Source organism: Chitinophaga sp. 22620 (genome assembly GCF_052044405.1).
Classification (GTDB): Bacteria; Bacteroidota; Bacteroidia; order Chitinophagales; family Chitinophagaceae; genus Chitinophaga.
Genome location: NZ_JBQEMV010000003.1, coordinates 215,668 through 240,434 on the forward strand (window position 1 = coordinate 215,668; position 24,767 = coordinate 240,434).

The following is a 24,767-nucleotide window of genomic DNA, read 5'->3' on the forward strand; positions in this document are numbered from 1 at the left end:
TCCTTATCTCTGATGCCTTCCACCATCCTTATTATTGAAGACATGCAGGAAGTCCGGGAAAATGTCGCCGAAATATTGGAATTGGACAACTACAATGTACTAATGGCTGCCGATGGGAAAGAGGGCGTTCAGCTTGCACTGGAGCACAAGCCGGACCTGATCATCTGCGATATTTCAATGCCGGTGCTGGACGGCTATGGCGTGCTGCATATGCTGCAAAAACGGGAAGAAATGAGCGCCATTCCATTTATCTTTTTATCCGCCCGCGCAGAGAGAACTGATATCCGCAAAGGTATGGAACTGGGCGCGGACGATTACCTGGTTAAGCCTTTCGACCCGATGGAACTGTTGCACGCCGTTGAAATCCGCCTTAAAAAAAGCCAGCGGCTACGCCAGGAGCTTGCCCCGGACATCAATGGTTTCAGCTCCCTGCTGAATACCGCAAACGGAAACGACCTCCTCAGGGACCTCCGGGAAGGGCGAAATGTGAATTCGTATAAAAAGAAACAGATCATATACGCCACCGGTAATCACCCGGCTCACCTGTTTTATATCCTCAAAGGAAAGGTGAAGACCAGCCGCCACAACGAAGATGCCAAAGAGATCATCACCCGCGTCTATAACGAAGGGGAATTTTTCGGTTACAAAGCGCTGCTGGAAGACAGCACCTACCAGGACGAGGCCGAGGCCATCACTCCTGCGGAAGTAGCCGTTATACCCCGCAGCGATTTCGAGACGCTGATCTACAGCAACATGGACGTGATGAAAAAGTTCCTCCGGCTGCTGACAGCGAATATTTCGGAAAGCGAACAACATCTCCTGGGCCTGGCCTACAATTCGCTGCGTAAAAAAGTGGCGGATGCATTGCTGTACCTGGTACGCAAATACAACCCCGGCAAAACACCCGGCTTCAGCCTCGATATCGGGCGCGACAATATCGCTGCCATTGCGGGCGTGGCAAAGGAATCCCTCATCAGAACCCTCGGAGATTTCAGGGACGAAAAGATCATTTCCATCGAAGAAGGCTGCATCATGATCACCGATGAGAAAAGGCTGGATCGTATGGTCAATTAATAGCCGGCGGCAGTGATGGCAATCACTGGACAATATGACGTTCATTATTGGCCTTTGAGCCCTGTTGGCGGATATTGTGGGAAATACCCACTATGTCCGGTATATCCGATAACGGCCAGCATACATTTTCCGCCAGGGAAGCGCAGTTCAAAGAGGAAAGGTATTTCCTGGAAGGGCCTCGCTCCCGTATCCGTGAATTTTTTTTCCTGCTGAAAATAATTATGGAATTCATCCGGGGCTTCAGGGTATTTCACTTTACGCCACCCTGCATTGCAGTATTCGGTTCGGCACGGGTACAGCCCTCATCAAAGTTTTATGAAGATGCAAGGAAAATGGGAGCAGGTATTGCCGGGCTGGGCTTCGCGGTCATGACCGGCGGCGGCCCCGGCATTATGGAAGCTGCAAGCCGCGGGGCGCGGGAAAACGACGGCAAGGCCGTAGGCTGCAATATCCGGCTGCCAAAAGAACAAAAACCCAACCCCTGGCTGAACACGCACTTTAATTGCCGCTTCTTCTTTGTCCGCAAAGTGCTGATGTTTAAATATTCCTACGGCTTTGTGATCATGCCTGGCGGCATCGGCACGCTGGATGAATTTTTCGAGGCGCTTACGCTGATCCAGACGAAAAAGATCCTTGATTTCCCGGTAGTGCTGATGGGACAGGAATATTGGCAACCAGTATCGGAAATGCTCACCACGATGCTCAGCGAAAAGATGATCAATGCGGAAGACCTCAACCTTATCCTGGTTACGGATGACACAGACGAAGCATTGGCACATCTACAAAAATTCGCCTTGCTGAAATATAATACCAAACGCAAAAAGATTTACCGGAAGTTCCTTGTACTCGGAGAATAACGCGCTCTTTTCAGGGGTGGGTGATAAATGTATAAACATGATTCAGCCCCAGCACATCATCTGCCGCACTTCCGTTAAAAAACCGGGATGTGCGGCTTCTGCCATACGCCCCGAAGGTAACCAGCGTATGTTTCCTGTATTGCAGGTAAATTTTCAGGTTTCCGGCGGGGCTGCCGCTCAATACAAGATAGTCCACATTCCGGCATATACCGTTCAGGTAATGCCGCAGCATAAGGTCGTCAGGGATATACTGCATTTCTTTTTCCCTTACATAAATCACTTTCACTTTCCGTAACGCCAGCAGGGGAAACAGGTGGAAAAAAGTACGGATCGCGTACACGGAGGAGTAAGTGCCGTTGTAGGCCAGCACGACTTCTTTAATGACCTGCATATTCCCGGGCAGCGTCAGCACTGGGCATTCAGCCTTTAATAAGAGCTCCCGGATAAAAGCGGTTGGATCGCTGTCGCGGAGCGCTGCCAGGGACAGGTTATGCTGAACGAGCAGCACATCAGCAAAGCGGCTTTCGCGGATAACCGCTTCCAGGCACGACTTTTCATAAGTATGCAGGGTGATGTCCATGCCCGATTGCAAACACGCCGCGCGCAATTTTTCCGTATTGGCCCGGATCTGCTCATGCCGTTCCCGGATATTTCCTTCAGTAGCGGCATCGCTGTAGAACATCGCATCACCGATGGCGGGGATCAGCACGGGCAGCGGAGATGGCGGCATTTCCAGCAGCGCTATCGTGATACGCCCTCTGGCAAGCCGGGAGATATATTTTACCGGCTCCAGCTGCGATTCGGTAAAATTAAGGCTGTCGATCACTACAAGGATATTTTTCATACGGCAAGTTTTAAATGCCATACAAACTTATAGCATAACCATAAACAGGCGGATGACCGGTGACCTCCGGAAGCCGCCGGTCGTCACTGGTCCAGGTGACTCCCGTCATTGGCTGAAGCTTAATGCCAGTGTACCTTTTGTAGAAATTCGAGCTATGAAAAAGATACTTTTTCTCTCCGATGCGTTAAAAATGAACGGAAGGTCCGTTGACTTTGCCGCTTATATATGCAAGCTCAGTAAAAGCAGCCTTACAGGTGTGTTCTTACAGCATGAGGCGCATAGCCAGCGCGCTGCCGCCGCAATCCGTGATGAAATAGCCTGCAATGGCATTACCGTTAATGAAGAAAGACCGCTGCATGAGCTTGAGCAGGAATGCAGGCAATACAATGCCCGCCGTTTCGGGACCATTTGCGAAAATCTTGGCGTCCGCTCAGAGGTGATAGAAATAGCGGAACGGCAGGCCGAAAACATCCTGCTGGAATGCAGGTATGCGGACCTGCTGCTGATCGATCCCAGCCTTGCCATGGGAGAATCCGCCGTGGTGCTTCCCGCTTCTTTCCTTCACACGGTCCTCTCCCAGTCTGAATGCCCGGTAATGATGATCCCCGAGCGGTTCGACAATGTGGAAGAGATCATATTTGCATACGATGGCAGCCCTTCCTCCGTATTTGCGATAAAACAATTTGCAAGCCTGTTTCCCGGGCTGGCAGACAGGACTGTATTTGTGGTTACCGCCAGGGGCGATAAGAGAATTTCCGCGAACGAAATGCAAAAAATGCGAAACTGGCTGAATACTCATTATCCCAGTGTAACGTTCTATGATATACAGGGCGACAGCCGGATCGGCCTGCTGGAATATGTGCTGGGTAAAGACAACATTATCATGGTTATGGGCGCCTACGGCCGCAGCGGCTGGTCGGCATTTTTTTCCGCAAGCCATGCGGACCCGCTGGTGAAATATATCTCAAAAGCATTGTTCATCAGCCATCTTTAAAAAAAATCCCGGCCGCTCATGGCCGGGATATTACTTTGTGGCGGTATAGCTGCCGCGATATGACCTTGCCGTATTCATGCGCCATGGCCTCTACTGATGCGGGATCGAAGGTGACGGTCTGGATAGCGAAAATCCTGCCGCCCGCGTCCACATCGTAAAAACTGCTTTCCCAGGCGTATTGTATGCTTTCCTTATAGTATTCCGGAGCAAACAGTTTATAATATTCGCTGGAGTAATAATTACAGAGCAGGTGATAAAGGCTGCCCGGCAAAAAGAACCCTTCCATCGACTGGTTCACCAGCGTAATGGTCAATACTCCGTCAATCCGCTTATCCCTGAATTGTTTCATAACATCTTTGTCCTCCGTTTCTATAAATGCAAAAGCGTCAAAATCCTGGAAAGATGTTAGTGCGAGGATGCCTCTGTCCGTCAGGTCTCCGGCTACGTGCGCTTCCATCCGGTGCCGCATAAGCGTGTCCGGCATCATGCCCATAACCAGCACCTTGCGGTATTGGCGGGCCGGTTCCTGCGACGAGCGCCAGTATCCTGTCAGCTGCGTCGAATAACAACCCGGTAAAAAAATGGCGGCCGCTGCCGCCAGGAGGAAAATTTTCATAGTTGTTCGTTTAGATCGTTTTCGGGTATCTCGTTGGGAACAGGCGACTCTCTGCCCATTGCTTCCAGGTCGCCCAGCGTGAGGCCGTCCATTGCGGTGGTTTCCAGCCAGATGCTGCCGGATTTCCGGAACACCTGTGCGCTCAGGCCCAGTAAATGGGCAAACTGCTGCTCCAGCTCAGCTGCCGTTACAAATTCGCCGATATCTATCCAGGCGGCGGAATGAATATCCCGGATATCGTCAATGGGCGTATCGCGTGTTAATTTTTCTTTCCTTGGGCTGCCTTCAAAGATGCCGTGGGGATTCCTGAAAAATTCCAGTTTCAGGTGCGGATAGCGGAAATGAAATTCATCCTGTATGCCGCCGATCAGGTATTCTTCCGTAATAAATATTTTCATGGCTGTTCAGTTTTATCAGGTCAAAATGGGGATCGTATCAAAGGAACGGGCGTCCCTGATAACAGGGGCAAGATTTTCTTTTTTCACATCGTTGTAGTCGTTCATGTGTATCATTTCCCCTTTTTTCGCCGCGAGCCGGGAACCCATGCGGAGCAGGATCTTATCCAAAAGGGATAAGCGGCTGTACTGCAGGCTGCCAGGCAGGAAATAGACAGATGCTGTGCGGCGTAAGCTCTCCGGTACGCCCTGGATGTAATAGCTCATGAGTTTTTCCGTTTCGCCCTGCGGCGTGCCCGCTACAATAAAAAACACGAGCTTTTTGCCCTCCAGCAACGGGGCGTTTTGTTTCAGCCAGGCCGCAACCTGGAGCTTGCCGATATATACGCTGGTGCCGATAATAACATAGTCCGCTTCGGCAATTTTCCAGGCCTCCGGTTTTGCCAGGTCCGTTTTCAGCACCTGCAGGTTCAGTGCGGCGCCCAGCCAGATGGCATATTGGAGGGTGGCGCCGTATTTTCCCTTATAGACTATTACTCCTTTCATGACTCTCAGTTTAAGGATGGGTAATAAAAAGCGGGATGTTGGTCGTGCGCAAAAGGCTGTCAGAATCGCTTCGGTGGAAAAACCGTGAGGTTTTGCTCCTGCCATATGCGCCGAAAGTGATAATACTGTTGGTTTTATGCAGCGTTAGCGCCAGCAGTTCCCCGGCTGGCGTGCCTTCCAGAGACTGGAAGGCAACGTCTTCATAATGATGGGTGAGATATTCCTTGAGCATTTTGCCGGAAGGGATCTTCTTGTCATCGTTTTCTACCACGTACACCACTTTGGCGGGCACTTCGCTGAAGCCGTCAAATACCTGGGTAAACTGGCGGATTGCGTACATAGAGGAAAAAGTGCCGTTATAGGTGAATATGATCTCGTCTATGTAATGAACGGTTTCCGGGATGACCATCACCGGGCACTCTGCCCGCGCCAGCAATTCCCTAACAACCATGGGAGGATTGGTATCAGCCAGCAGCGCGAACGACAGGTTGTTCCTGATCAGCAGGAGGTCCGCGAAGCGGCTTTCCGCCAGCACTTCCGCTGCCGGAACGCCCGGCAGGCTGCGCACGGTAACGTCCATATCATTGTCAACATAGAAGTTCACCAGGCGTTTCCTGTTTTCTTCCGCTTTTTCCTTCCGGGCTTTAACGCTGTCAGCATAAAAGTCTTCATAATTCAGAAAGCCGGTTTCCAGGGTAGTGGCGTCAAGAACCGTCTCCCCGGCGATATTTTCAAGGAACAGGATCGTAAGCTGGCCACGGGCCTTATCTGCCAGGTAGCGGTAGCTTTTCAGTTCCGGTTCTGTAAAGTTGAGCGCGTCAACCGCGGCGATGATCTTTTTCATGGGAAAGATTTTAATGCTAATGTATGATGGTCCGGATAGGCTGGAAATGACCGTGAGCCTGCCTTCTGATGATAAAGATCATCACCGGGCCGGGTATTCAGGTGACAAGAACGGCCGCGCCTTTCAATGTACTATCCCTGGGAAGAGCAAGCGCCTCATTGGCCATCCGTTTTTACAATTGAAAGGATTCGCGGATTTCTGCCAGCAAACGAGTTCCTTTCCAGCCGCCGTTCACCATTATCCGCCTGACCGTGAATTGAGGGGAACGGCTCATGCCCGTGCCGGACAATTGAAAAGCGATCCTGAAACCGTTATCCTGCAATTGTTTAACCAACGTTTCATTCCAGGCGCCGAACGGATAGGCGAAAGAGGTGACCGGTGAACCGGTGATCTTCTCCAGCGTTTCCCGGGCCTTGCGAAGCTGCCGTTCGGCATCCGGCAAGCCCAGCTCCCCGGAAAGATGCGGGTGATCCCATGTATGACAGCCAATGGCATGGCCTTTCTTGTGAAGAGCATAGATATCCTGGCCGGACAGGTAGCCCTTTTTACCAATGGTGACGGTCATCACAAAAAATGTCCCCCTGAACCCCGCTTTTTCCAGGGCAGGTGCGGCAATTGTATAATGCTCCTTGTGGGAATCGTCAAATGAAATCAATACCGGCCTTGGCGGCAGTGGTTTTCCTTCTGCCATGCAGGCATACAGCTCATCCGGGAGAATACTGTGAAAACCGCTGTCCGCCAAAGTTTGCATCTGCAGCCGAAAATCCTTTTCGTGAATGTAAAGCGGCGACGCGGCATGCGTATCGCCCGCGGTTACATGGTGATAACACAATACAGGAACGGCCGGGCCGCTGGTTTGCGGTGTGCCCTGCGCCAATGCGAGGAGCAGTAACAGGTACAGCATAGTGATACTATGAACGGTGGGCAATGAATATCGGAACCTTATGTTCATTGATAATTTCCGCCGCGAAGCTCTTCCGGAACATCAAAGAAAGGTCCGACCGGCCGTAGGATCCGCTGACCATGATCGGCCCTACCAGCTGTAGCAGCAGGCTGCTGAAATGGTGACTGGGCTTATCTTCCAGCTTCTTTATGGAAAGCCTGGGGTAATGCCGCCCGGCCAGTTCTTTGATAAATTCCTCGTCAGGCATATCCCCGCCTTTTTTTGTAGTGGCGTATACCAATGTGGTTTCCAGCGCGGCAAAAGAAGGGAACAGGCAGGCAAACTGCTTGATGGCAAAAACGGCGTCTTCGCTGCCATCGTATGCCAGCACAACGCTCTGCGGGAAGGGGAAATGCTCAGGGGCTACAATTACCGGGCATTCCGAATCCTGCACCACCATCCGCAGGTATTCATTTGGCGTTTCGAAGCCGAGCTGGTGATAGAATGATTCGCTGCCAAGTATCAGTACGTCGGCGAAGCGCGTTTCTTTCCGGAGTTCCGGGATGGCCAGGTCGTAGGGGAATTTGTGCACGCGGTATTCGATCCCGTGCCGTTCGCATTCGGCTTCAAATACCTCTATATTCCGCTCAATGGCGTCCGAGTTAAAATCTTCCACCATCGGCATGGTTGCGCCAACATGTCCCACGCCATAACTCCAGCTGGAGGAAATGTCTATTTGCGGAAGAAATGATCCCACCAGCAGCAGCGGTTCCAGTTCATTCAGACGGCGGGCGAATTCAAAGGCTCCTTTGGAGAAATTGGTGCCATCGAAGGCAAGCAGTACTTTTTTCATAATGATAGATTTTTTATTGAAGTTTAGCGATCAGTTTTTTTATTGATATTGGATATAAACCGGGGAAGGAAAGAGTTGCAGCACTTCCTCCGGCTGCATAAGGCGGCCGCCGGTTTTCACATCGTTCAGGTAAAACAGCTTAAAGCCGGTGAACTGAACAGGCTGGCCCGTGATCCAGCCCCGGTAGGAATCCCTTTTCTTTGCGGGGCCGCCAAAGCCGTCCATGTTCATTACGATCTGTACTTCAGGTCGCAGTATTATGGATCTGTAATTAGTTACCATAGCCTGGGTAAAACGGTGCACCACCAGTACTTTCGGAGGCAGCCCATGGTTCCTTACCAGCTCCGCCAGCAGCCCGGAAACTTCGTTGATATCGCTTGCGTCCATAGTGCCTATCACCGAACAGGGCACTTCGCCGTTCTTCATGCTGTATTCGGGATCGATGCCGAGGTGAACAAAGGGCAACGCCAGGTACCGGGCCAGCTGCCGTGCTTCCGTTACCGCCAGGCTGTGACCGGGCTGTATGTCCAGGAATACAATAGCGCCGGCGGATCCCGCCATTTCAATGATCTTGTCTATTTCGGAAAACGGCATCCGCAGCCGGTACATCCTGTCCCTGCCCGGGGCACGCTGTGCGGTAACAGCTACATAGTGCAAAGCCGGCATCACTTTCAGCACAGTGTCCGCCGCCTGCCACTTTCCGGCCTCTTCCTTCAGCCGGCTCAGCATGGAATCCCGCTGAAGTGCGCCAAGGATGCCCATTTGCCTGGAATAAAGGTTCCCGTAATAGGCAACTATGCGGTGAAAAGGCAGCAAGGCTCCGGGAAGCGGCGCGTCAGCCATGACCCTCCATTTTGCCGGCGGCTGCCCATGAAGAACATGCCGCATGGCCGCGGCATACAGCAGGGTGTCTTCAGGAAGGGATTCCTTTGCGGCCGTATCTGCGGCTTCTATCAGAACATGTTTCTCCGACCCGCCATCATCAACCCCAGGCGTTTCCCGGGAACAGGCGGCGATAAGCAGTATTGACACTATAAGGAATGATCTGAGATATTTCATAACCGGGAGTTTAACGGGTATGAAGTTATACCCGTCGGGCAGCCCGGCAAATGATATAGGCCGGTATGGGGGATGATGCCGATCCGGTATTGCCGCCAGGGGTGGAAATAAACGATGACAAACGTCAACATTGCCCGCAATGGCAGTCATCGGCCGGCAGGCAGCGCCTGCCTAATTTGGCAGAATTGAATGAATAAGATGAAAAAAGAGACTGTTGAACAAACTGTGATTAAGGCGGCCGGGAATAAAGCTGTGTTTTCCGAAGACAAACTCCGCCGGTCCCTCATCAAAGCAGGGGCGTTTCCCGGGGTAGCCGAAGAAATATTAACGGCGCTGAAGGATAAAATATACCCGGATATCCCGACCCGCGAGATCTATGATATCGCTTTCGAGCTGCTGCGCGAACGCGCACGGCCGGTGGCTGCCCGGTACCATCTGAAACGGGCCATCCTCGAACTGGGGCCTTCCGGGTTCCCGTTCGAGCAGTTCATCGGGGAACTGTTCCGCCATAAAGGCTATGCTGTTCAGACCAATATGACCGTGAGCGGCTTTTGCGTAAAACATGAAGTGGACGTGCTGGCTACGAAGCTGCCCGAAACGCATTATATCGAATGCAAATATCACCAGGCGGGTATGTATTGCGATGTAAAGACCGCCTTATATATACACGCCAGGTTTAAAGATATTTTACATAAGAAAACCCTGACCGGGGCGGCAGATGCTTCGACCGGATGGCTCATCACCAATACCCGGTTCTCTTCCGATGCCCTCCAGTACGGGGAATGCGCCGGGCTACGTTTGATGGCCTGGGACTATCCGCGCGGCACCGGGTTAAAAGACCTGATCGACGAAGCGGGTTTATATCCCATTACCTGCCTTACCTCGTTGAACCATCATGAAAAGTCCCGCCTGCTGCACCTGGGCACCGTATTGTGCAGCGACCTCGTGAACCGGCCCGTTGCGCTCAGCGCTGCCGGCATTCCTGTTTCTAAGAGGAACCTCGTGCTGGAAGAAGCCGCGGCGCTGGGAGGCGTGCTGTTGCAGGGGAACAAAGGGTAAAAACGCTTTCTATCCCTTTATCATACATTACAAAGCCCGGCATTTTCAAGTGCCGGGCTTTGTTTTGAGGGGCCTCCTGTTATTGTACCGCCACATTGTGGTTGACAGCCGTTTTCTGCGATTCCTCCTTCTTGGGAAGCGTGAGGCGGAGTACGCCATCCACATACACGGCATTGATCTTGTCCGCTATCACGCTTTCCGGCAGGTTGAAGGACCGGGAAAAACTGCTGTAATTATATTCCTGCTTGGTGAACTTTTTCCCCTTCTCTTCTTTCGATGATTCTGATTCGGCAGTGATGGACAGCAGCTTGTCCGTTACGTCAATTTTGAAGTCTTCTTTTTTTAAGCCGGGAGCTGCCAGTGAAATGCTGAAATGATCTTTTTCCTCACTGATATTGGCTGCGGGAACAGTAAGGAATGGCATGTTCCTTTTATCGTTAATGTCCAGCCAGCCGGGGAAAAACTCATCCCAGAAAGCAGGAAGCAAGCTGCCTCCCTTCGTTAATGAAAGTGATTGCATCGTACTACTGATTTAAGATGATGGAATAAAATTTACATTCTAAAATTCCGTGTATTGCCGCTCAAAATAAATGACCCGGATAAATGTTTATAATGACAGGTATCATGGCTGCGCCGGCCTGCAGCTGCCTGCCGTCATTGTATTAAAATCCTCTCCGGGGTTACCTTTCAGAAAAAACTATGGAAAAGATACTATTGGTGGTTTTTGGGCGGGATTGGTCTGAAAGCACTGCGGAACTTGCCTGCTACCTGGCCGCTCAAAGCAGGGCAAAACTTTCCGGCATTTTCCTGGAAGAGCCTGCATATGCTGGGAGCCCCAAGCTAAGGCAGATCGGCGGCACACCTTACGTCGAAACAATTACGGCCAGAACAGTACCCGGCTACATGGACGGGCTGAAAAAAACAGAACAAAACATAGACAATTTCCAGCTGTATTGCGAGAACAAGGTTACCGTAGCAACAGTAAAACGTTTTTCCACTGATGAGCTGCACAAGCTCACTGAAGAAAGCCGTTTCGCCGACCTGCTCATTATTGACCCGGCCGCGGCTGTAACGGGAACGGGCGATATTCCCTCAGCCGTTGTACAGGCGCTGCTGCATAATTCCCAATGCCCTGTGCTGATCTCTCCAAAGTACTTTACCAGTCCGGGGGAAATCGTGTTCTGTTACGACGGCAGCCCCGCTGCAATAACAGCCATGAAGCTGTTTACGTATATCTTTCCCGAGTTTACGGATATGAAGGCGACGGTTGTGAAAGTCAACCACCATAACAGGGAATTGCCAGGGGAAACCGGTATATTGAACGCCTGGTTAGGCCGGCATTATGCATTTACAGATGTAGTGGCGCTGAAAGGGGATGTGGAGGAGGAACTGGACATTTACCTGATGAAGAAGAAGAATCCCCTGCTGGTGATGGGCGCTTATGGCCGCAGTACGGTATCCCGCTTGCTCAGGCGCAGCCACGCGGACTATATGATGGAGGTCGTTAATTGCCCGATCTTTATTACCCATCAATGATCTTAAGATATCCTGCAAAGAAAAGGGGCTCAGTCCAGCTGAGCCCCTTTTTTTGATGTTTCCCGCAGGCGTTCCTCAGCCTCCCCGATATTTATTATGCCTTTGGTGAGGGCATCGGGATTAAATGAAATACTGTTGATGCCCTGTGATACCAGGAAAGAGGCATATTCCGGGATGTCGCTGGGCGCCTGGCCGCAGAACCCCACGGGTACACCCGCCTTACCCGCTGCGCGGATCATCTGCGAAACCATTGTTTTGCAGGCGGGGTCTTCCTCGGAGTACTCACCCGCAAGAATGGAAGAATCGCGGTCTATCCCCAATACCAGTTGTGTGAGATCATTGGAGCCGATTGAAAACCCGTCGAATATTTCGGCGAAGGCGGCGGCGTTGATGACGTTGGACGGAATTTCGGCCATTACATATACCTCCAGGCCGTTTTCCAGCTGGCTCAATCCAAAAGACCGCATTACGTCCAGTACTTTCTGCCCTTCCTTCACCGTCCGGCAGAATGGGATCATCACTTTTACATTCGTCAGCCCCATGTCGTTCCTTACCTTCCTGACTGCGCTGCATTCCAACCCGAAACCTTCGCGGTACAAGGGATGGTAATACCGGGAAGCGCCGCGGAAGCCGAGCATCGGGTTTTCCTCTTCAGGCTCAAAGGTTTCCCCGCCTATTAGCCGGGCGTATTCATTGGTCTTAAAGTCGCTCATCCTTACAATAACATCCCGCGGGTAAAATGCGGCTGCCACCATGGCGATGCCGGAAGAAAGCTTATCAATGAAATATTGTTTTTTATCGCCGTAGCCCTGCGTCAGTGCATTGATCTGTTCCTTTGCTGCTTTATCGTCCAGTTCTTCATAACGAATAAGCGCCATAGGATGAACTTTTACGGTATGGGTGATAATGAATTCCATTCTCAGGAGTCCTACGCCGTCGCTTGGGCGGGCTGCCAGCCGGAATGCCTGGTCGGGATCGCTGAGGATGAGCATTACTTCGGTTCCCTGTGGCATGGTTAATACCTCCTCAGCTTTGCTGGTAACCTTAAAAGATAGCTTGCCATTGTAAACGTAACCTGTTTTGCCTTCGCTGCATGAAATAGTAACCTGGCTGCCATCTTTAATGATTGTCGTGGCATTGCCGGTGCCAACGATTGCGGGGATACCCGTTTCGCGGGCTACAATGGCGGCATGGCTGGTTCTTCCGCCTGAATCCGTAATTATTCCGCCAGCTTTCTGCAACAACGGGTCCCAGTCGGGTGTTGTATTGGCGGTAACGATGATATCCCCGGGCTGGAGGGCTCCCGCATCCAGTGGGGAATGGAGTATGCGGGCGGTGCCGGCTGCGATCCCGCTGCCTACTGCTTCGCCCTTTGCGATAACCTCCGTTCGTTCCAGCAGGCGATAATCCTTATCCCTGCTTTTATCCGCCCGGGAATGCACCGTTTCAGGACGGGCCTGAAGAATGTACAGCTCGCCGGTATTGCCGTCTTTTGCCCATTCAATATCCATCGCGCAATGGTAGTGTTCCTCGATGGCCAGCGCCCAATTCGCCAGCAGGATTATTTCCGCACTACTTAACACGAGCTTTTCCCGCATGTCTTCGGGTGTTTCAATGCGTTCCAGGCCCTCTTGATCCTTTGCGTACCGCAGTATGCTTTCCTTCCGGCCGGTCTTTTGCTGTATAACAGCCTGTTTCCCCTGCCAGAGCGCGGGTTTGAAAACATAATATTCATCCGGTTCCACAGTGCCCTGCACTATATTTTCCCCCAGCCCCCATACGCCGGTGATCAGCACAATATTCGTACAGCCGCTTTCCGGCTCCAGGGTGAAACAGACGCCGGAGCAACCCGTATCCGCCGCCACCATTTTTTGAACGCCCACTGAAATGGCCACTTTGGAGTGGTCTATCTTTCTTTCTTCCCGGTATTTAATGGCCCTGTCCGTAAAAAGGGAGGCAAAGCATTTCAGCACGGCTTCCTGTAATTCTTTAACGCCGGCAATGTGCAGGAAAGAATCATGCTGGCCTGCAAAGCTTGCTTCCGCCATATCCTCAGCCGTAGCGCTGCTGCGAACCGCCACTGGCAATAGCGTGCCGCCGGACAATTTATCGTAAGCTTCTGCGATCTGCCCGGCCACAGCTTCCGGCAGTTTGCCCTGCAGCATCCTGGAACGGATGGCGGATCCGATCTCATGAAGATTCGAATAATCTTTCCTGTCGAGTTGATCCAATGTGGAGAAACAGTCCCACAAGCGGTTAGCATCCAGGAAGTCCCTGAACGCCTGTGTGGTAACGGCAAATCCGGCAGGAACATGAATGCCGGCACGGGCCAGCGTTACGGTCATTTCTCCCAGCGAGGCATTTTTTCCGCCAACCAGCGGAACATCCGTGAGCCTGGTAGCCGAAAAATCCATGATATAATTTTCCATAACTTGAAGGTTTATTTGTTTTTATTTCACCGGGGTACGTGACAACAGCAGGCGCAGCCCTTTCCATTCCTCGATATGATCCGCTACTATCTTAAGGATCGCCACAAAAGGAATAAACAGCACCATGCCTGCGACACCCCATATGATACCGCCGGCGAGAATGGCCACCAACGTTGCCCAGGTGCTTACATTCAGCTGGGCTGCCACCACCTTGGGGAAAATGACATTGGCTTCCAGGTATTGCACAAAAGAAAAGACGCCAATAACGCCCAGCGGGTACCAGATGGAATCATGGGCGATCCAGGCAGCGGAGATGGGCAGCAGGGCGCTGATGATAATGCCGAAATACGGGATAATGGTCATGACGGCAGTCAGCATGCCGAACAGGATGGCATGCGGAATGCCCAATGCCATCAATCCAAGGCTGTTCAATATGCCCACGATGATATACACCATGATCATACCTTTGATATACCTGAAATAGGTGCCGATCACCATTTGCAGGATCTTTTCCAGCCGGCCCTCATATTGCGGGCCGAAAAACTGCCGGAGGAACTTAACAAATACCTGCCTGTGATAAAGGAATAAAGCTGCAAATACAGGGATCATAAACAGCATGAACAGCGTATTGGCTGTAACATTCACTGTGCCCTTCAACACCGGCCCCAGTGATCCGGCAAGGGTGCCAGCCTGGTTCCTGAGCCAGCCATCCTGCATTTCCAGGGTCACCATGAAATTTTCAGCCAGCCATTGCTGCGCTTGCCGGAAGGCTTCCTCCAGTTTGTGGGCAACCATTGGCCAGTCCTGTATAAATGTGCGCATCTGCCAGAACAGCAGGCCGATCAGTGCCGCGAAAATAACGGCAACAATAGTGATGCAGAGCGTAACTGCGATCGTTCTTGCCGCGCCCTTTTTTTCGAGGCTTCTGGCTACCGGGTACATGATCATGGCAATCAACAGGCCCATGAACAGCGGAATGAACAGGGTTTTCCCGAAATAGAGAGCAGCAGCTCCCACCACTGCGACCTGCAAATATTTAGCGGAATTCCTGATATTGAGCGAAGAGGATATCATGCCGGAAAGTTTAGCAACCCGAATTTCCGACAGATTTCCGGCGAAATGAATGATGGCGGTGGCTCGAAAGGATGATGGGCGTCATTTAAAACAGCAGGCCGGCGAGGGAGCATCCTGAAGAAGTGGAAGCCCTATCAGCTTCTGGTTTCCTCAAATTTCAAAGCGTTCCAAACACATTTTTTAGGGCGCCTTATATTGAATTTGCGAGGGCCTGTTTCCATATATCTATCGCCCGTGCCATTTCGGTTTCATTCAGAGAACAGTAACCTATGCGAATGAAGTCATGCGGCAAAGAGACATTAGGTTTAAAAAAATAACGGCTGCCATCACTGATCTCTAATCCCAACTTTGCTGCATTTAGTGCTACTGCCCTGGCGCTTATACCCTTTCTGTAGGAGGCCCAAATGGCCAGTCCACCGTTCGGCCGATCAAACGTTAAATATTCTCCCAGCTGTTCCCGAAGCAACCGGCAGGCATTGTCCAGCCGCCCTTGATAAACTTTATATGATTTTTTGATGTGCCGCGAAATTTCACCGGTGCTCAAAAGTTCGGCGATCGCTTCTTCCAGCAATTGTTCACCTTGCCGGTCGATTAATTTACGAAGGGCGGCGGCTTCGTTTATCATCACTTCCGGGGCCACCATAAACCCGATCCGGATACCCGGTGCAATGCTTTTGCAAAAGGAGCCCACATAAATGATATGCCCGCCTGTATCCAGACTTGCCAAAGGCAAAAGAGGATTACTGGTAAAGTGATAGTCAAAATCATAGTCGTCTTCCAACAATGCAAAACGGTACTTGCGGGCCAGGCTCATCAGCCGCATACGCCGCTCCGCACTCAGGGTAACCGTAGTAGGCCGGTGGTGATGCGGGATAATATAGATCATCTTGGGTGTTTTCTTTTTACACAACTGCTCAATCCTGTCTACATCCATACCCTCTTTATCTACCGGGATAAATACCAGGTTCGCGCCTGCCAGCTTAAAGGTTTGATTCGCGTCCATATAGCCTGGTTCCGGTACAAATACAGTGTCCCCGGGACGGACGAGCAGCTGCGTGGTCAGATAGATGCCCATCGCCGTCCCCTTTGTGATCAGTATTTCTTTTTCGGTGATCTGCATACCCCTGGTCTTGTTTAAAAATGTAGCAAGTTCCACCCTGAGACGGTAGGAACCTTGTTCGGGGCCATACATGAGCAACCGGTTTGTAAAACGGCTCTTTGCAAATCTTCTGTACTCCCGCACCAGCTGCTCAATAGGGGCAATTCTGGGATCAGGGAATCCGTCATCGATCTTATACAACGGTACCGGAGTTCCCGGGATATCGATCTCCATATTGGGATCTATCCTGGTTGCTCTGGCAGGAGGCCGTTTTATGATCAGGGGAAAGCCAGGCTGCCGGCTTCGCGTCAATTCTTTGCTATTTTGGTTAACTACACGGGCAGACGTATCCGGCAGCTGCCTGGAAACATACACGCCGCTCCTGTCCCTTGTTTCCACCCAGCCCTGCGCTACCAATTCCTCATAGGTCGCCACCACTGTTTTTCGATTGAGCTGCAGGGCCTGAGCCAGCTCCCGGGAAGATGGAAGTGCCTGCCCTGGTTTCAAGATGCCGCGACAAATCAACTGGATAATTTCTGATTCTAATTGCAGGTATAAAGGACTATGCTGCCCGTCTCTTTTAAATGAAATCTCAAGGAATTTTTTAATCATAACTGGACCCCTGGATATTTTGAAATTGGACCCTCAAGGTAACCAAATTAGCACATAATTTTATGCTGACATTGACAGGGACACATGTACAACTTTTAATATTAAAATCATGCTGAAAGCCAGCAATGATCAGTGTTAACGCTAAAAACAAAAAAAATGAAAACAGTAAAGTACGGCAGCGCTGCTTCATTAAATGAAGGTTTGCCGATAAACAAAAAAGGAGGTGCATTATGAAGGCGATCATTGTAACAGACCAGGCTGCGGGAACAGCCGGGATGAAGCTGGCAGAGCGGCCCGAGCCGCAGGGGCTTGGTAGCCTGACGGGTGCGAACTACGGCGATGTCGTTGTGCAGGTGTATGCGTCAGGGTTCACCGGGGATGAGCTGGCCTGGCCCTCAACCTGGATAGACCGCCTCGGCCGTGACAGGACGCCTTCAATCCCCGGCCACGAGGTGGCCGGAGTGGTTACCGCTCTCAGCTATGGAACCACCGGACTGTCTGTGGGGCAGCGGGTGTTCGGCCTCACGGACTGGACCCGCGATGGTACGCTTGCGGAGTATGTCGCTGTTGAGGCACGCAACCTTGCGCCACTGCCGGGCGACGTTGATTTCACGGTGGGCGCGGCCCTTGTGATGCCGGGGTTGACCGCGTGGCAGGGACTGTTCGAGCACGGCCGCCTTCGTGCGGGGCAGACCGTCCTCGTACACGGCGCGGCCGGCGTAGTCGGTTCGATGGCGACCCAGCTTGCACGTGAGGCCGGTGCGTACGTCATCGGCACCGGACGCGCTGCCAGTCGTCAGACGGCGCTGGACTTCGGCGCGCAGGAGTTCGTCGATCTTGAGAACGATGCCCTGGAAGACGTCGGCGGAGTCGATCTTGTTTTCGATGTCCTGGGCGGAGAAATAGTGAAGCGTTCTGCGGGCGTGATCCGCGCCGGGGGAACGCTGGTGACCATTGCCGGACCGACAGAGGCGCGGCCCGCCGGCGGCCTGACAATAGACTTCGTCGTTGTGCCCGATCGTGCCCAACTGGTTGAGCTGGTCCAGCGGGTGCGGAACGGCCGGTTGCGGACGAACATCGGCAACATCTCTACCATCGACGACGCTGTTGCGGCCTTCAATCCGGCCAAACCGGCCAAAGGAAAGACGATCATCCGCGTTCGTCCGTAAAAACTCAGGTGTAGGTTAAGAAACGGTGGGGTATGTGTCTTCTGTTCCGGATGAGCATGCTCCACTCGTTTGCTCAGTTTATTTAATAATATCTAAAATGGAAAAGATTGAAATTCACGAAGGTGAGAAAGGAATATCTTTTTTTTCGCTAAATGTAGATGACGAGGAAGTCGGAAGAATGATGGTCCACATTACTCCTGGTATATTAAAAGCAGGATACACTGGCATTGGCCTTGCGCACCGTAAAAAGGGATATGGGAGGAAATTAGTAAGTGCAGTAACCGATTATGCACGCGAAAATAACCTGAAAATAATACCGGAATGTGGTTTCGTGGCCATGATGTTTAACAAATACCCTGAGATCTATGGGGATATTCGAGCGGCAATTTAATTGAAATGATCGGGTCGATATTCTATTTAATCAATATTTTTTATGAACAATTTTTTAGTTCCGGACGAACAAAACGTTTCGGAAAAGAATAAAAGAATCCTTGAAGAACTGAAGGGCCTTTTTGGCAGAGTGCCTAATATTTTCACGGCTTTTGCCAGCAGCGAAAATGGTCTTGAAGCATATTTCAATTATCTCACTCAAAAGAACTCATTGACCGACCGCGAACGCGAAGCGGTAAACTTAATTGTGAGTCAAGTGAATCAATGTCCATATTGTCTCAGCTTCCATAGCGCGATAGCAACCCGGCTAGGTTTTAGTAATGAACAGATATTGGATATACGCGCCAATGACATTCGGTTTGACAAGAAATTGAAAGCTGTCACTGCATTGGCACATAACATTGCGATCACAAAAGGAAAGATTATCGGAGATGTCCTCGAAGACTTCTATGAGGCAGGATATGATCAGGGGCACCTGGTCGACGTGGTTCTTGCGGTGGGCAACATCACTACACTAAACTTACTGTACGCGATTACAAACGTCCCTATTGATTGGCCCAAAGTAACAGTGTGAAACTCTCAGCATCTCTTATGCCTATTTGTTGATGCGAAAATTTAAAAATCATGATACGAAAAAAACAAACTGTCCGTTTGTTTCCAAAGGACATTTCAGGGGATATCTTTAAAGATCGACAGGAAGTTACCATTAACTGGCGTGCAGGCCAACTGGTGCTCGATGAACCTGCATTTAATGGCGGTAAAGATATTGGCCCCGATCCGTTTACGACTGTACTGGCCGGTTTGGCAGGCTGTACACTGACAACCTTACGTATGTACATCAAAAAAAAGGGGTGGGATATCACAGACATACATTGCTCTGTAAATATGCACCAACAAACAGAGCCATTCAAAACCTCGATTTTCAGAACCCTTTCGTTCGGTCAGCCCGTAACCGATGAGCAGAAAGAACGGCTGCTTTGGATTGCGGTGAATTGCCCGGTTGCCAGGCTGCTACAAGGAGAGATCAACATAGATACGCGGCTGTCAGATGATCCAACTGTACCTGCAGGAACGGGTAGCTATCCTCCATACATCTAAAAAGTTGATTCTACGGGATCAAATTTAGGTCACTGAAAATCAGTGGCCTTTTTTACTCTATAAAAAACTGTTTTGCCCCCGGGTAGTTTTAGCGGCGGTGCATTACTTTGTCATAAAGATGTTTTAATTGGCTGTCGCCAAAACCATAAATGCTTTCCCTGTTCCAAAATTCTTTGAACACTTTATGAAAGTCAGTAGAAATGTTCTTTGTGATGTCTTCAATAACTTTTTCAGGTCTTCCTTTTGTGCCATCTTTTGGAAAACGGTCAACATGCGCCTTTACTACTTCTTGTAAATACGGGAAAGCTAAAGATTGATTCTTTGAAAGATCTGTCAACTCTTCAAGCTTGCCTTCTTTGTAAGCTTCCCACAAGTTTTTCCCGAAATTTATGTCGGCTTCACTGAAAAGAATTTTATCCGCATAACAAACTTTAAGTTCATCTGGATTTGCTGATCCAAAGCCATTCCAAAATTGTTTACTGGTCTTGTCTAAATAAGAAGTATAAACAGCAAAAACTTTTTTCTTTATTGGCAAACTACTGATAATTGAAATAACAAACCACATATTCACCTGACAAAACAAGTCATACTCAAACCAAAGATTAAACGCTGAATTATCAGGCGCATTCCTTATTTTTTCAAACTCTTTTACAACTTTACTATGGTATTCAGTTTCTGCCAATCCCATATACTTTGCTCTTGATTGCCAAAGGTCATGCACATTGTCGCCTGACAAATCTCCATCTATAAGAGCTTCTCTAACAACTATTACATCTCCTTCAATTTTCGTGTCCGGGAAACTGTAAGCAAGAGAGTCGCCGTTTAAAATATTATAAATCATGATTGTGATTTTTTTTGCATTGCCGCTAACGCTTGCATTGCCGTAAACCTATTGCGATACAGCTAAATTACCATTATTTGCCCGACAAGGTCCAGCCACGGGTTTACTGATAACCCCAGCTCCGCTCACTATAAATTCCGCTTGTTACTTTCAATGGTAATGAACTCCGGCAAATAATTAGGCGTACACCCTTTTGATACCATTTCACCTTTATACAGGCCTGTTTTCTCACCAATGCTGATACAGCGGTTGCGAAACTGTTTTTCATAAACGCCGATCCAGCCCGCTGTGAAATTCATCGCCCATTGAACTTCCGGTTCTTCCCTGGCAATGTTAGCTTCTATCTTAGTTAACAATTCCGGTGTATTGGCAGGCGGTGTTTGTCCCGTCCACCTTAAACGAGCCTGGTAATACCAGAATACCCGTCTTTGCAGAGCTGAAAGACTATTTTCCCAGGATTCAATCAGTGCAATTGTTTTCTTGTTTTTCATGAGCTGGTTGGCCATGAACCAGTCCATTAGCTGATTTCGCTCATCAGATGGATGGGTATGCATATCCTCATCGAGCGTATTGATCAAATCTTGTGAAACACGCTTATTATCCATAATTAAGATCGCCAAGAGCCTTGGGAAGAAATTACCGGTTGACCATAATTCCATAGCCAGGTCGTGATCAGTTTTTATAGTCTTGGCAATTTTCCGAAGGTCGCCAAGGTTAGTTTTGGTATTGATTTGACCCAAAATGTTTTCTGCTTTTGAAGAGAGTTTCATTGCAATCTTTTGGTTTGTTTTGAGAAGGCTAAAATATCCCCGGTCGTTCTTCATGCATTGCCCGCACTTTACTTTACCACTTCGCTCACCAAAATAACAGGAATAACATTAGTATAATTTGCAAAATCTGCACGAATCGCATCCCTGTTTGGAGCGATAGCCGCTTGATATTCACTAAAGCTTTTTACATAAAACGTACCAATAGCCATAAAAGGCAAAGGTTGGTTGGGGATACCGCTGGAAAGCCCTTTTTCAATAGTATATTTAACCAGATTTGATCCTAAAAAGCCCGCCACCATAGGCATGTGCTTAGTTTCATAGTACTCCATATTGAAAGTTTTACCTTCGGCATAAGGGTACATGACGGATATCTTAATTAAGCCTTTATCAGCAACAGTAATATCAGATTTTCCAGGTTGCTTTTCCTGGCCAAATGCAATAAAACAAGTAGTTAAAAGCAAAAATGATAAAATAAGCTTAAACCTCATGATCAGTAAATTTTAAGTTTAAAAAGATTTAAATTATTGTACGGATCTTTCATTTTCAGCCTGAAAAGCTGGTGGCGTTGTCATTCAATCCCCCATTTCGTATTGGGTACACCTCCCATCTCCAGCGTCAGCCGCCCACCCTTCAACAACTCAGCGGCCGGAAACCGGAACGACCGCAGCGGTTTACCGTTCAGGACAGCGCTCTGTATGTACTTATTGTGTTTCGATACGTTTTTGGCTTCTATCACAAACTGTTTGCCGCGGCCATATTGCCCGCCGAGATCAATCGTTACAGTGGGAAACAGCGGGCTGGCAATCTCGTATACCGGCTCAGTACTGCAGCCGCCATCTGTTTGAAATAGCCCCAGCGCCGCCATAATAAACCAGGCGCTCATCTGGCCCTGATCTTCATCGCCCAGGTAAGCGTTCGCCTGACCCGTACCGTAGTAGCGGTCGATAATCGACCGGCTCCATTGCTGTGTGAGCCATGGCCGTTTTACCCAGTTGAACAGGAAGGCGAAGTGCATCGACTGCTGGTTGCCCTGGATAACAGGGTAATCCCAATATTGATCGCCCGGCGCATTGTAGCGGAGCTTTTCACTTTCGACAAAGCCCCAGGAAAGCCGTTCGATGAACCGGTTCTCCCCTATTTCACGCGCCAGGGCAGGCACGTCCTGCGGCACGAAGTACGTGAGCTGCCAGGCGTTTCCCTCCACATAATGTTCGTTGGCGCCCGATTTAAAAGGATCGAAATTCTCCATCCAGCTGCCATCTGACCTTCGTAGCCTTGCATAGCCCGTAGCAGTATCGATTGCATTGCGCCAATAGCTCCCCCGTTCCGCAAATAACTTTTCTTCCTCATGTTTGCCGAGTGCTTTCGCCATTTGCGATACTGTCCAATCGTCGTATGCATATTCCAGTGTGTTGGAGAACCGTCCTTTGTCATAGGGCACGAACTTATGCTCAAGGTAAGTAACAAGATCACGGTTGCCGGCGTATCCCAGGCCAACTTTGGCGGGCGGCGTGGTCTGCATCTTCTTCATCGCCTCAAATGCTTTCTGCGGGTCAAAGTCTCTTATCCCCATCTGATAGGCGCCTACGATCAATGGAATTTCATGCTCCGCTACCATCACCGGCACATAGTTCATACCAGCAGGGCCTTTTGCCAGCCAGCCATTGGCATCGTACATAGCCAGTTGCGATTTTACCCAGCGCGACGACCACTCCGGCGTAACTAAATTCCAGAACTGGTTCAGGTTCCAGAAAGTATTCCAAAAGGCATCGCAGCCCAGCGCCAGCGCATTGGTATCTTTCAATTGTTGTACCTGCTGAAAAGCATCTACCCATTTGCCATCTACATCGCTCCAGGTATTGCGGCTGGCCAGCGCGCGATACATGTTACTGTAGAAACGTACTTTTTCCTGCCGGTCGTTTGTCTCAATCTTCACGCGTTTCAGCAGCATATTCCAGGCATCCGTTTGCGCCTGCCGCACACGATCGAAGCTCCATGCATAGGGCCGGGTAATTTCCCGCTCGAGGTTCAGCGCCGCGTTCTCCAGGCTCACGAGGGAAATACCCGTACGTACCTGTACTACAGGGTTATCCCTGGTATCGAATTCCACGAAGGCGCCGGCGTCTTTTAAAGGGTCGGAGGAAACAATGTCTTTGTCGCTCACCTGCCCGTTCGTCCAGGTACCGAATTTACGAATCGGCCTGTTAAATTCCATTACGAAGTGGACCTTATAATCCTGGTTCACATCGCCCGACCAGGCGTTGGCGGTGAACTGCCGGCTCACCCCTTCAATGCGCCGGTCGCTCACCTTGCGAAGAGTGACGTCTTTAAGGTCATAACGGTATTCTGCGGGGATTTGCAGATCGATCATGATCCTGGAATCGGTGGCCTTAGGATAGGTGTACCGTTGAAAACTACAGCGTGTAGTAGCCGTTAGTTCCGCTTTGATGTTATAGTCCTTCAGCATCACTTCATACGATCCTAAGGGCGCTTTTTCTGTTGATTTATCGATTTGTGAGCGGTAGCCATCCCCTTCGGTACGCTGCCCACCCTCTTTTATTTTCAGCGGGCCATTCACGGGCAAGGTGCCCAAACCTGCCATTGTCCATTCGTGGATATGGCTAAAGGTGCCTACACTTTCATAGATGGGATCGTAACCTGCCTGCCAGCCCGCGTCCTGGTTGTCGGGGCTCAGTTTTACCATGCCGAAGGGCATCCAGGGGCCGGGTGCGATCATCCAGCGTGAATGGGCTGTGCCCATTTTAGTGTCTACGTAGTCGGCAGGTGTTTGCTTTTTTTGCGGCGCCCGGTTCACTTTGCCCGTTTGCAGCAGTACGCCATCGGCGTAAATTTCATAGCGGCTTTGTTGCGCGGTTTTTACTGCGGGCATGGGTACTTCGAATAAATAACCCGCCGTGTCGAGGCGCTGGCTGAATATTTTTTTACCATCCAGCTTTACCTGCAGCACTGGCTTTCCGCCCAGGTGTTCTGCACGTACAAGCAAGGGCTGTACGCCCGTTGCTTCGAGTTCGTATGGGGCAGGCGCTACCTTTCTTATAAAAACTTTATCAGGGTGGATAAGCTTCACGCCAGCCGGACCGGTGAGCTTTACCTGGTCGAACACCAGCCAGCTGCCCTCCAGGATGGTAAAGGCGATTTCGTTGCCGCCTTGCTTCAACAGGCGGAACGGGAGTGGTATTTCGATGAGGTATTCTGCAGCTCCGGCCAGGTCTCCTGTAATGGTGTTGTCCTTCGGCTTTTGGGGCAGTTTTTTCAGAAAGGCTTCACCGTTTACGGTGACCTTCAGCCAAGGCGGTGTTATGTGCTGGTAGCCTAAGAGATCGATTACCAGTTTGTAATCGCCATTGGGCGGGGTGTTTTCCAGTCCGAACAAGATGTTTGCATGATGGGTGCGGATACCGGCGGTAGGGCTGGTGCCACCCCAGGCGTCTTTCGGGCCTGGAAGTACATAGGACCAGTCTTTAGGGGTGGCGTGGCCGACCAGGTAGAAACGGTCTTCCCAGCCGAAGTCCTGTGCCAGGAAATCTTTGTAGCCGTTGGAGCCGAGGGCCATGTCTTTACTGGTATTGTCGTTTTTGCCGATCTCCCAGACAGGATGTTGGGCATGTGTGAGGAATGGGAGGATGGTGAGGGCTGCCGTTATGAGCCGGCGGAGTGATTTGGCCAGTTGCGTGTATGGTTGCGAAATTTGCATGACGTGTGGT

The 24,767-nt window shown here is 50.4% G+C and carries 25 protein-coding genes; 9 read left to right on the forward strand and 16 right to left on the reverse strand.

All coding sequences use genetic code 11. From position 1 onward, the window contains the following. Positions 1-12 precede the first annotated feature (12 nt). A complete protein-coding gene (locus tag ACTJIK_RS16310; RefSeq protein ID WP_440647957.1) occupies positions 13-1,074 on the forward strand; it encodes a response regulator in 1,062 nt (353 codons plus the stop codon). Positions 1,075-1,166: 92 nt separating this feature from the next. Further along, entirely contained in the window at positions 1,167-1,931 is a 765-nt protein-coding gene (locus ACTJIK_RS16315; RefSeq protein WP_440647959.1) for a TIGR00730 family Rossman fold protein, read from the forward strand. Between the two features lie 10 nt (positions 1,932-1,941). On the opposite strand, the gene ACTJIK_RS16320 is transcribed toward ACTJIK_RS16315, so the two are convergent. Beyond that, positions 1,942-2,775, reverse strand: coding sequence for a hypothetical protein (locus ACTJIK_RS16320; RefSeq protein ID WP_440647961.1), 834 nt, complete (start codon positions 2,773-2,775; stop codon positions 1,942-1,944). A 154-nt stretch (positions 2,776-2,929) separates the two neighbouring features. On the opposite strand from ACTJIK_RS16320, the gene ACTJIK_RS16325 reads away from it, so the two are divergent. After that, positions 2,930-3,769, forward strand: coding sequence for a hypothetical protein (locus tag ACTJIK_RS16325; protein ID WP_440647963.1), 840 nt, complete (start codon positions 2,930-2,932; stop codon positions 3,767-3,769). Positions 3,770-3,785: 16 nt separating this feature from the next. Here the strand turns inward: ACTJIK_RS16325 and ACTJIK_RS16330 are convergent, their stop codons facing one another. The 7 genes from ACTJIK_RS16330 to ACTJIK_RS16360 form a co-directional block, all read right to left on the reverse strand. Next, the gene (locus ACTJIK_RS16330; RefSeq protein ID WP_440647965.1) at positions 3,786-4,385 is read right to left on the reverse strand and encodes a hypothetical protein; all 600 of its coding nucleotides are present in this window, start codon (positions 4,383-4,385) and stop codon (positions 3,786-3,788) included. Further along, positions 4,382-4,783 carry a hypothetical protein gene (locus ACTJIK_RS16335; RefSeq protein WP_440647967.1) on the reverse strand — a complete coding sequence of 134 codons (402 nt, stop codon included), beginning with the start codon at positions 4,781-4,783 and terminating at the stop codon, positions 4,382-4,384. The genes ACTJIK_RS16330 and ACTJIK_RS16335 overlap by 4 nt, the downstream gene beginning before the upstream one ends. A gap of 15 nt (positions 4,784-4,798) precedes the next feature. Continuing rightward, entirely contained in the window at positions 4,799-5,326 is a 528-nt protein-coding gene (locus tag ACTJIK_RS16340) for a flavodoxin domain-containing protein (protein WP_440647969.1), read from the reverse strand. A 10-nt stretch (positions 5,327-5,336) separates the two neighbouring features. Then, a complete protein-coding gene (locus tag ACTJIK_RS16345; RefSeq protein ID WP_440647971.1) occupies positions 5,337-6,170 on the reverse strand; it encodes a universal stress protein in 834 nt (277 codons plus the stop codon). 172 nt (positions 6,171-6,342) lie between these two features. Beyond that, positions 6,343-7,074, reverse strand: coding sequence for a polysaccharide deacetylase family protein (locus tag ACTJIK_RS16350; RefSeq protein ID WP_440647972.1), 732 nt, complete (start codon positions 7,072-7,074; stop codon positions 6,343-6,345). A gap of 7 nt (positions 7,075-7,081) precedes the next feature. Continuing rightward, positions 7,082-7,906 carry a hypothetical protein gene (locus ACTJIK_RS16355; protein WP_440647974.1) on the reverse strand — a complete coding sequence of 275 codons (825 nt, stop codon included), beginning with the start codon at positions 7,904-7,906 and terminating at the stop codon, positions 7,082-7,084. A 39-nt stretch (positions 7,907-7,945) separates the two neighbouring features. Beyond that, on the reverse strand, positions 7,946-8,965 hold the full coding sequence (locus tag ACTJIK_RS16360) for a hypothetical protein (protein ID WP_440647976.1): 1,020 nt from the start codon (positions 8,963-8,965) through the stop codon (positions 7,946-7,948). Positions 8,966-9,154: 189 nt separating this feature from the next. On the opposite strand from ACTJIK_RS16360, the gene ACTJIK_RS16365 reads away from it, so the two are divergent. Next, positions 9,155-10,024, forward strand: a complete 870-nt coding sequence (locus tag ACTJIK_RS16365; protein WP_440647978.1) for a restriction endonuclease — start codon at positions 9,155-9,157, stop codon at positions 10,022-10,024. A gap of 79 nt (positions 10,025-10,103) precedes the next feature. Here the strand turns inward: ACTJIK_RS16365 and ACTJIK_RS16370 are convergent, their stop codons facing one another. Beyond that, on the reverse strand, positions 10,104-10,544 hold the full coding sequence (locus tag ACTJIK_RS16370; RefSeq protein ID WP_440647980.1) for an Hsp20/alpha crystallin family protein: 441 nt from the start codon (positions 10,542-10,544) through the stop codon (positions 10,104-10,106). A 179-nt stretch (positions 10,545-10,723) separates the two neighbouring features. Between ACTJIK_RS16370 and ACTJIK_RS16375 the strand changes: the two genes are divergently transcribed. Beyond that, a complete protein-coding gene (locus ACTJIK_RS16375) occupies positions 10,724-11,560 on the forward strand; it encodes a universal stress protein (RefSeq protein ID WP_440647982.1) in 837 nt (278 codons plus the stop codon). Between the two features lie 29 nt (positions 11,561-11,589). Here ACTJIK_RS16375 and ppsA read toward each other — a convergent pair whose 3' ends face one another. The 3 genes from ppsA to pdxR form a co-directional block, all read right to left on the reverse strand. Then, the gene (ppsA, locus tag ACTJIK_RS16380) at positions 11,590-13,989 is read right to left on the reverse strand and encodes a phosphoenolpyruvate synthase (protein WP_440647984.1); all 2,400 of its coding nucleotides are present in this window, start codon (positions 13,987-13,989) and stop codon (positions 11,590-11,592) included. Positions 13,990-14,010: 21 nt separating this feature from the next. Continuing rightward, a complete protein-coding gene (locus ACTJIK_RS16385) occupies positions 14,011-15,063 on the reverse strand; it encodes an AI-2E family transporter (RefSeq protein ID WP_440647986.1) in 1,053 nt (350 codons plus the stop codon). A 190-nt stretch (positions 15,064-15,253) separates the two neighbouring features. Continuing rightward, positions 15,254-16,774: a MocR-like pyridoxine biosynthesis transcription factor PdxR gene (gene pdxR / locus ACTJIK_RS16390; RefSeq protein WP_440647988.1), complete on the reverse strand. Its 1,521-nt coding sequence runs from the start codon at positions 16,772-16,774 to the stop codon at positions 15,254-15,256. 230 nt (positions 16,775-17,004) lie between these two features. On the opposite strand from pdxR, the gene ACTJIK_RS16395 reads away from it, so the two are divergent. From ACTJIK_RS16395 to ACTJIK_RS16410, 4 genes are all read left to right on the forward strand, one after another. Beyond that, positions 17,005-17,943 carry an NADP-dependent oxidoreductase gene (locus ACTJIK_RS16395; RefSeq protein ID WP_440647990.1) on the forward strand — a complete coding sequence of 313 codons (939 nt, stop codon included), beginning with the start codon at positions 17,005-17,007 and terminating at the stop codon, positions 17,941-17,943. Between the two features lie 97 nt (positions 17,944-18,040). Continuing rightward, on the forward strand, positions 18,041-18,334 hold the full coding sequence (locus tag ACTJIK_RS16400; RefSeq protein ID WP_440647992.1) for a GNAT family N-acetyltransferase: 294 nt from the start codon (positions 18,041-18,043) through the stop codon (positions 18,332-18,334). A gap of 42 nt (positions 18,335-18,376) precedes the next feature. After that, positions 18,377-18,907: a carboxymuconolactone decarboxylase family protein gene (locus tag ACTJIK_RS16405; protein WP_440647994.1), complete on the forward strand. Its 531-nt coding sequence runs from the start codon at positions 18,377-18,379 to the stop codon at positions 18,905-18,907. Between the two features lie 50 nt (positions 18,908-18,957). Beyond that, positions 18,958-19,431 (forward strand): OsmC family protein, encoded by a 474-nt coding sequence (locus ACTJIK_RS16410; protein ID WP_440647996.1) that lies wholly within the window; start codon positions 18,958-18,960, stop codon positions 19,429-19,431. Between the two features lie 88 nt (positions 19,432-19,519). On the opposite strand, the gene ACTJIK_RS16415 is transcribed toward ACTJIK_RS16410, so the two are convergent. The 4 genes from ACTJIK_RS16415 to ACTJIK_RS16430 all read right to left on the reverse strand — a co-directional run bounded on the left by ACTJIK_RS16415 (position 19,520) and on the right by ACTJIK_RS16430 (position 24,757). After that, complete coding sequence (locus ACTJIK_RS16415) at positions 19,520-20,272, reverse strand: hypothetical protein (protein ID WP_440647998.1); 753 nt, start codon at positions 20,270-20,272, stop codon at positions 19,520-19,522. A gap of 128 nt (positions 20,273-20,400) precedes the next feature. Then, positions 20,401-21,096, reverse strand: a complete 696-nt coding sequence (locus ACTJIK_RS16420; protein WP_440648000.1) for a DNA alkylation repair protein — start codon at positions 21,094-21,096, stop codon at positions 20,401-20,403. Between the two features lie 14 nt (positions 21,097-21,110). After that, positions 21,111-21,530, reverse strand: coding sequence for an EthD family reductase (locus ACTJIK_RS16425; RefSeq protein ID WP_440648002.1), 420 nt, complete (start codon positions 21,528-21,530; stop codon positions 21,111-21,113). A gap of 80 nt (positions 21,531-21,610) precedes the next feature. After that, positions 21,611-24,757 (reverse strand): GH92 family glycosyl hydrolase, encoded by a 3,147-nt coding sequence (locus ACTJIK_RS16430; protein WP_440648004.1) that lies wholly within the window; start codon positions 24,755-24,757, stop codon positions 21,611-21,613. Positions 24,758-24,767 lie beyond the last annotated feature (10 nt).

Excerpts from the sequence above, each read along its gene's own strand:
- ACTJIK_RS16310 (WP_440647957.1), top strand. The coding sequence starts at position 13 with ATGCCTTCCACCATCCTTATTATTGAAGACATGCAGGAAGTCCGGGAA.
- ACTJIK_RS16315 (WP_440647959.1), top strand. The coding sequence starts at position 1,167 with ATGTCCGGTATATCCGATAACGGCCAGCATACATTTTCCGCCAGGGAA.
- ACTJIK_RS16320 (WP_440647961.1), bottom strand. The coding sequence starts at position 2,775 with ATGAAAAATATCCTTGTAGTGATCGACAGCCTTAATTTTACCGAATCG.
- ACTJIK_RS16325 (WP_440647963.1), top strand. The coding sequence starts at position 2,930 with ATGAAAAAGATACTTTTTCTCTCCGATGCGTTAAAAATGAACGGAAGG.
- ACTJIK_RS16330 (WP_440647965.1), bottom strand. The coding sequence starts at position 4,385 with ATGAAAATTTTCCTCCTGGCGGCAGCGGCCGCCATTTTTTTACCGGGT.
- ACTJIK_RS16335 (WP_440647967.1), bottom strand. The coding sequence starts at position 4,783 with ATGAAAATATTTATTACGGAAGAATACCTGATCGGCGGCATACAGGAT.
- ACTJIK_RS16340 (WP_440647969.1), bottom strand. The coding sequence starts at position 5,326 with ATGAAAGGAGTAATAGTCTATAAGGGAAAATACGGCGCCACCCTCCAA.
- ACTJIK_RS16345 (WP_440647971.1), bottom strand. The coding sequence starts at position 6,170 with ATGAAAAAGATCATCGCCGCGGTTGACGCGCTCAACTTTACAGAACCG.
- ACTJIK_RS16350 (WP_440647972.1), bottom strand. The coding sequence starts at position 7,074 with ATGCTGTACCTGTTACTGCTCCTCGCATTGGCGCAGGGCACACCGCAA.
- ACTJIK_RS16355 (WP_440647974.1), bottom strand. The coding sequence starts at position 7,906 with ATGAAAAAAGTACTGCTTGCCTTCGATGGCACCAATTTCTCCAAAGGA.
- ACTJIK_RS16360 (WP_440647976.1), bottom strand. The coding sequence starts at position 8,965 with ATGAAATATCTCAGATCATTCCTTATAGTGTCAATACTGCTTATCGCC.
- ACTJIK_RS16365 (WP_440647978.1), top strand. The coding sequence starts at position 9,155 with ATGAATAAGATGAAAAAAGAGACTGTTGAACAAACTGTGATTAAGGCG.
- ACTJIK_RS16370 (WP_440647980.1), bottom strand. The coding sequence starts at position 10,544 with ATGCAATCACTTTCATTAACGAAGGGAGGCAGCTTGCTTCCTGCTTTC.
- ACTJIK_RS16375 (WP_440647982.1), top strand. The coding sequence starts at position 10,724 with ATGGAAAAGATACTATTGGTGGTTTTTGGGCGGGATTGGTCTGAAAGC.
- ppsA (WP_440647984.1), bottom strand. The coding sequence starts at position 13,989 with ATGGAAAATTATATCATGGATTTTTCGGCTACCAGGCTCACGGATGTT.
- ACTJIK_RS16385 (WP_440647986.1), bottom strand. The coding sequence starts at position 15,063 with ATGATATCCTCTTCGCTCAATATCAGGAATTCCGCTAAATATTTGCAG.
- pdxR (WP_440647988.1), bottom strand. The coding sequence starts at position 16,774 with ATGATTAAAAAATTCCTTGAGATTTCATTTAAAAGAGACGGGCAGCAT.
- ACTJIK_RS16395 (WP_440647990.1), top strand. The coding sequence starts at position 17,005 with ATGAAGGCGATCATTGTAACAGACCAGGCTGCGGGAACAGCCGGGATG.
- ACTJIK_RS16400 (WP_440647992.1), top strand. The coding sequence starts at position 18,041 with ATGGAAAAGATTGAAATTCACGAAGGTGAGAAAGGAATATCTTTTTTT.
- ACTJIK_RS16405 (WP_440647994.1), top strand. The coding sequence starts at position 18,377 with ATGAACAATTTTTTAGTTCCGGACGAACAAAACGTTTCGGAAAAGAAT.
- ACTJIK_RS16410 (WP_440647996.1), top strand. The coding sequence starts at position 18,958 with ATGATACGAAAAAAACAAACTGTCCGTTTGTTTCCAAAGGACATTTCA.
- ACTJIK_RS16415 (WP_440647998.1), bottom strand. The coding sequence starts at position 20,272 with ATGATTTATAATATTTTAAACGGCGACTCTCTTGCTTACAGTTTCCCG.
- ACTJIK_RS16420 (WP_440648000.1), bottom strand. The coding sequence starts at position 21,096 with ATGAAGAACGACCGGGGATATTTTAGCCTTCTCAAAACAAACCAAAAG.
- ACTJIK_RS16425 (WP_440648002.1), bottom strand. The coding sequence starts at position 21,530 with ATGAGGTTTAAGCTTATTTTATCATTTTTGCTTTTAACTACTTGTTTT.
- ACTJIK_RS16430 (WP_440648004.1), bottom strand. The coding sequence starts at position 24,757 with ATGCAAATTTCGCAACCATACACGCAACTGGCCAAATCACTCCGCCGG.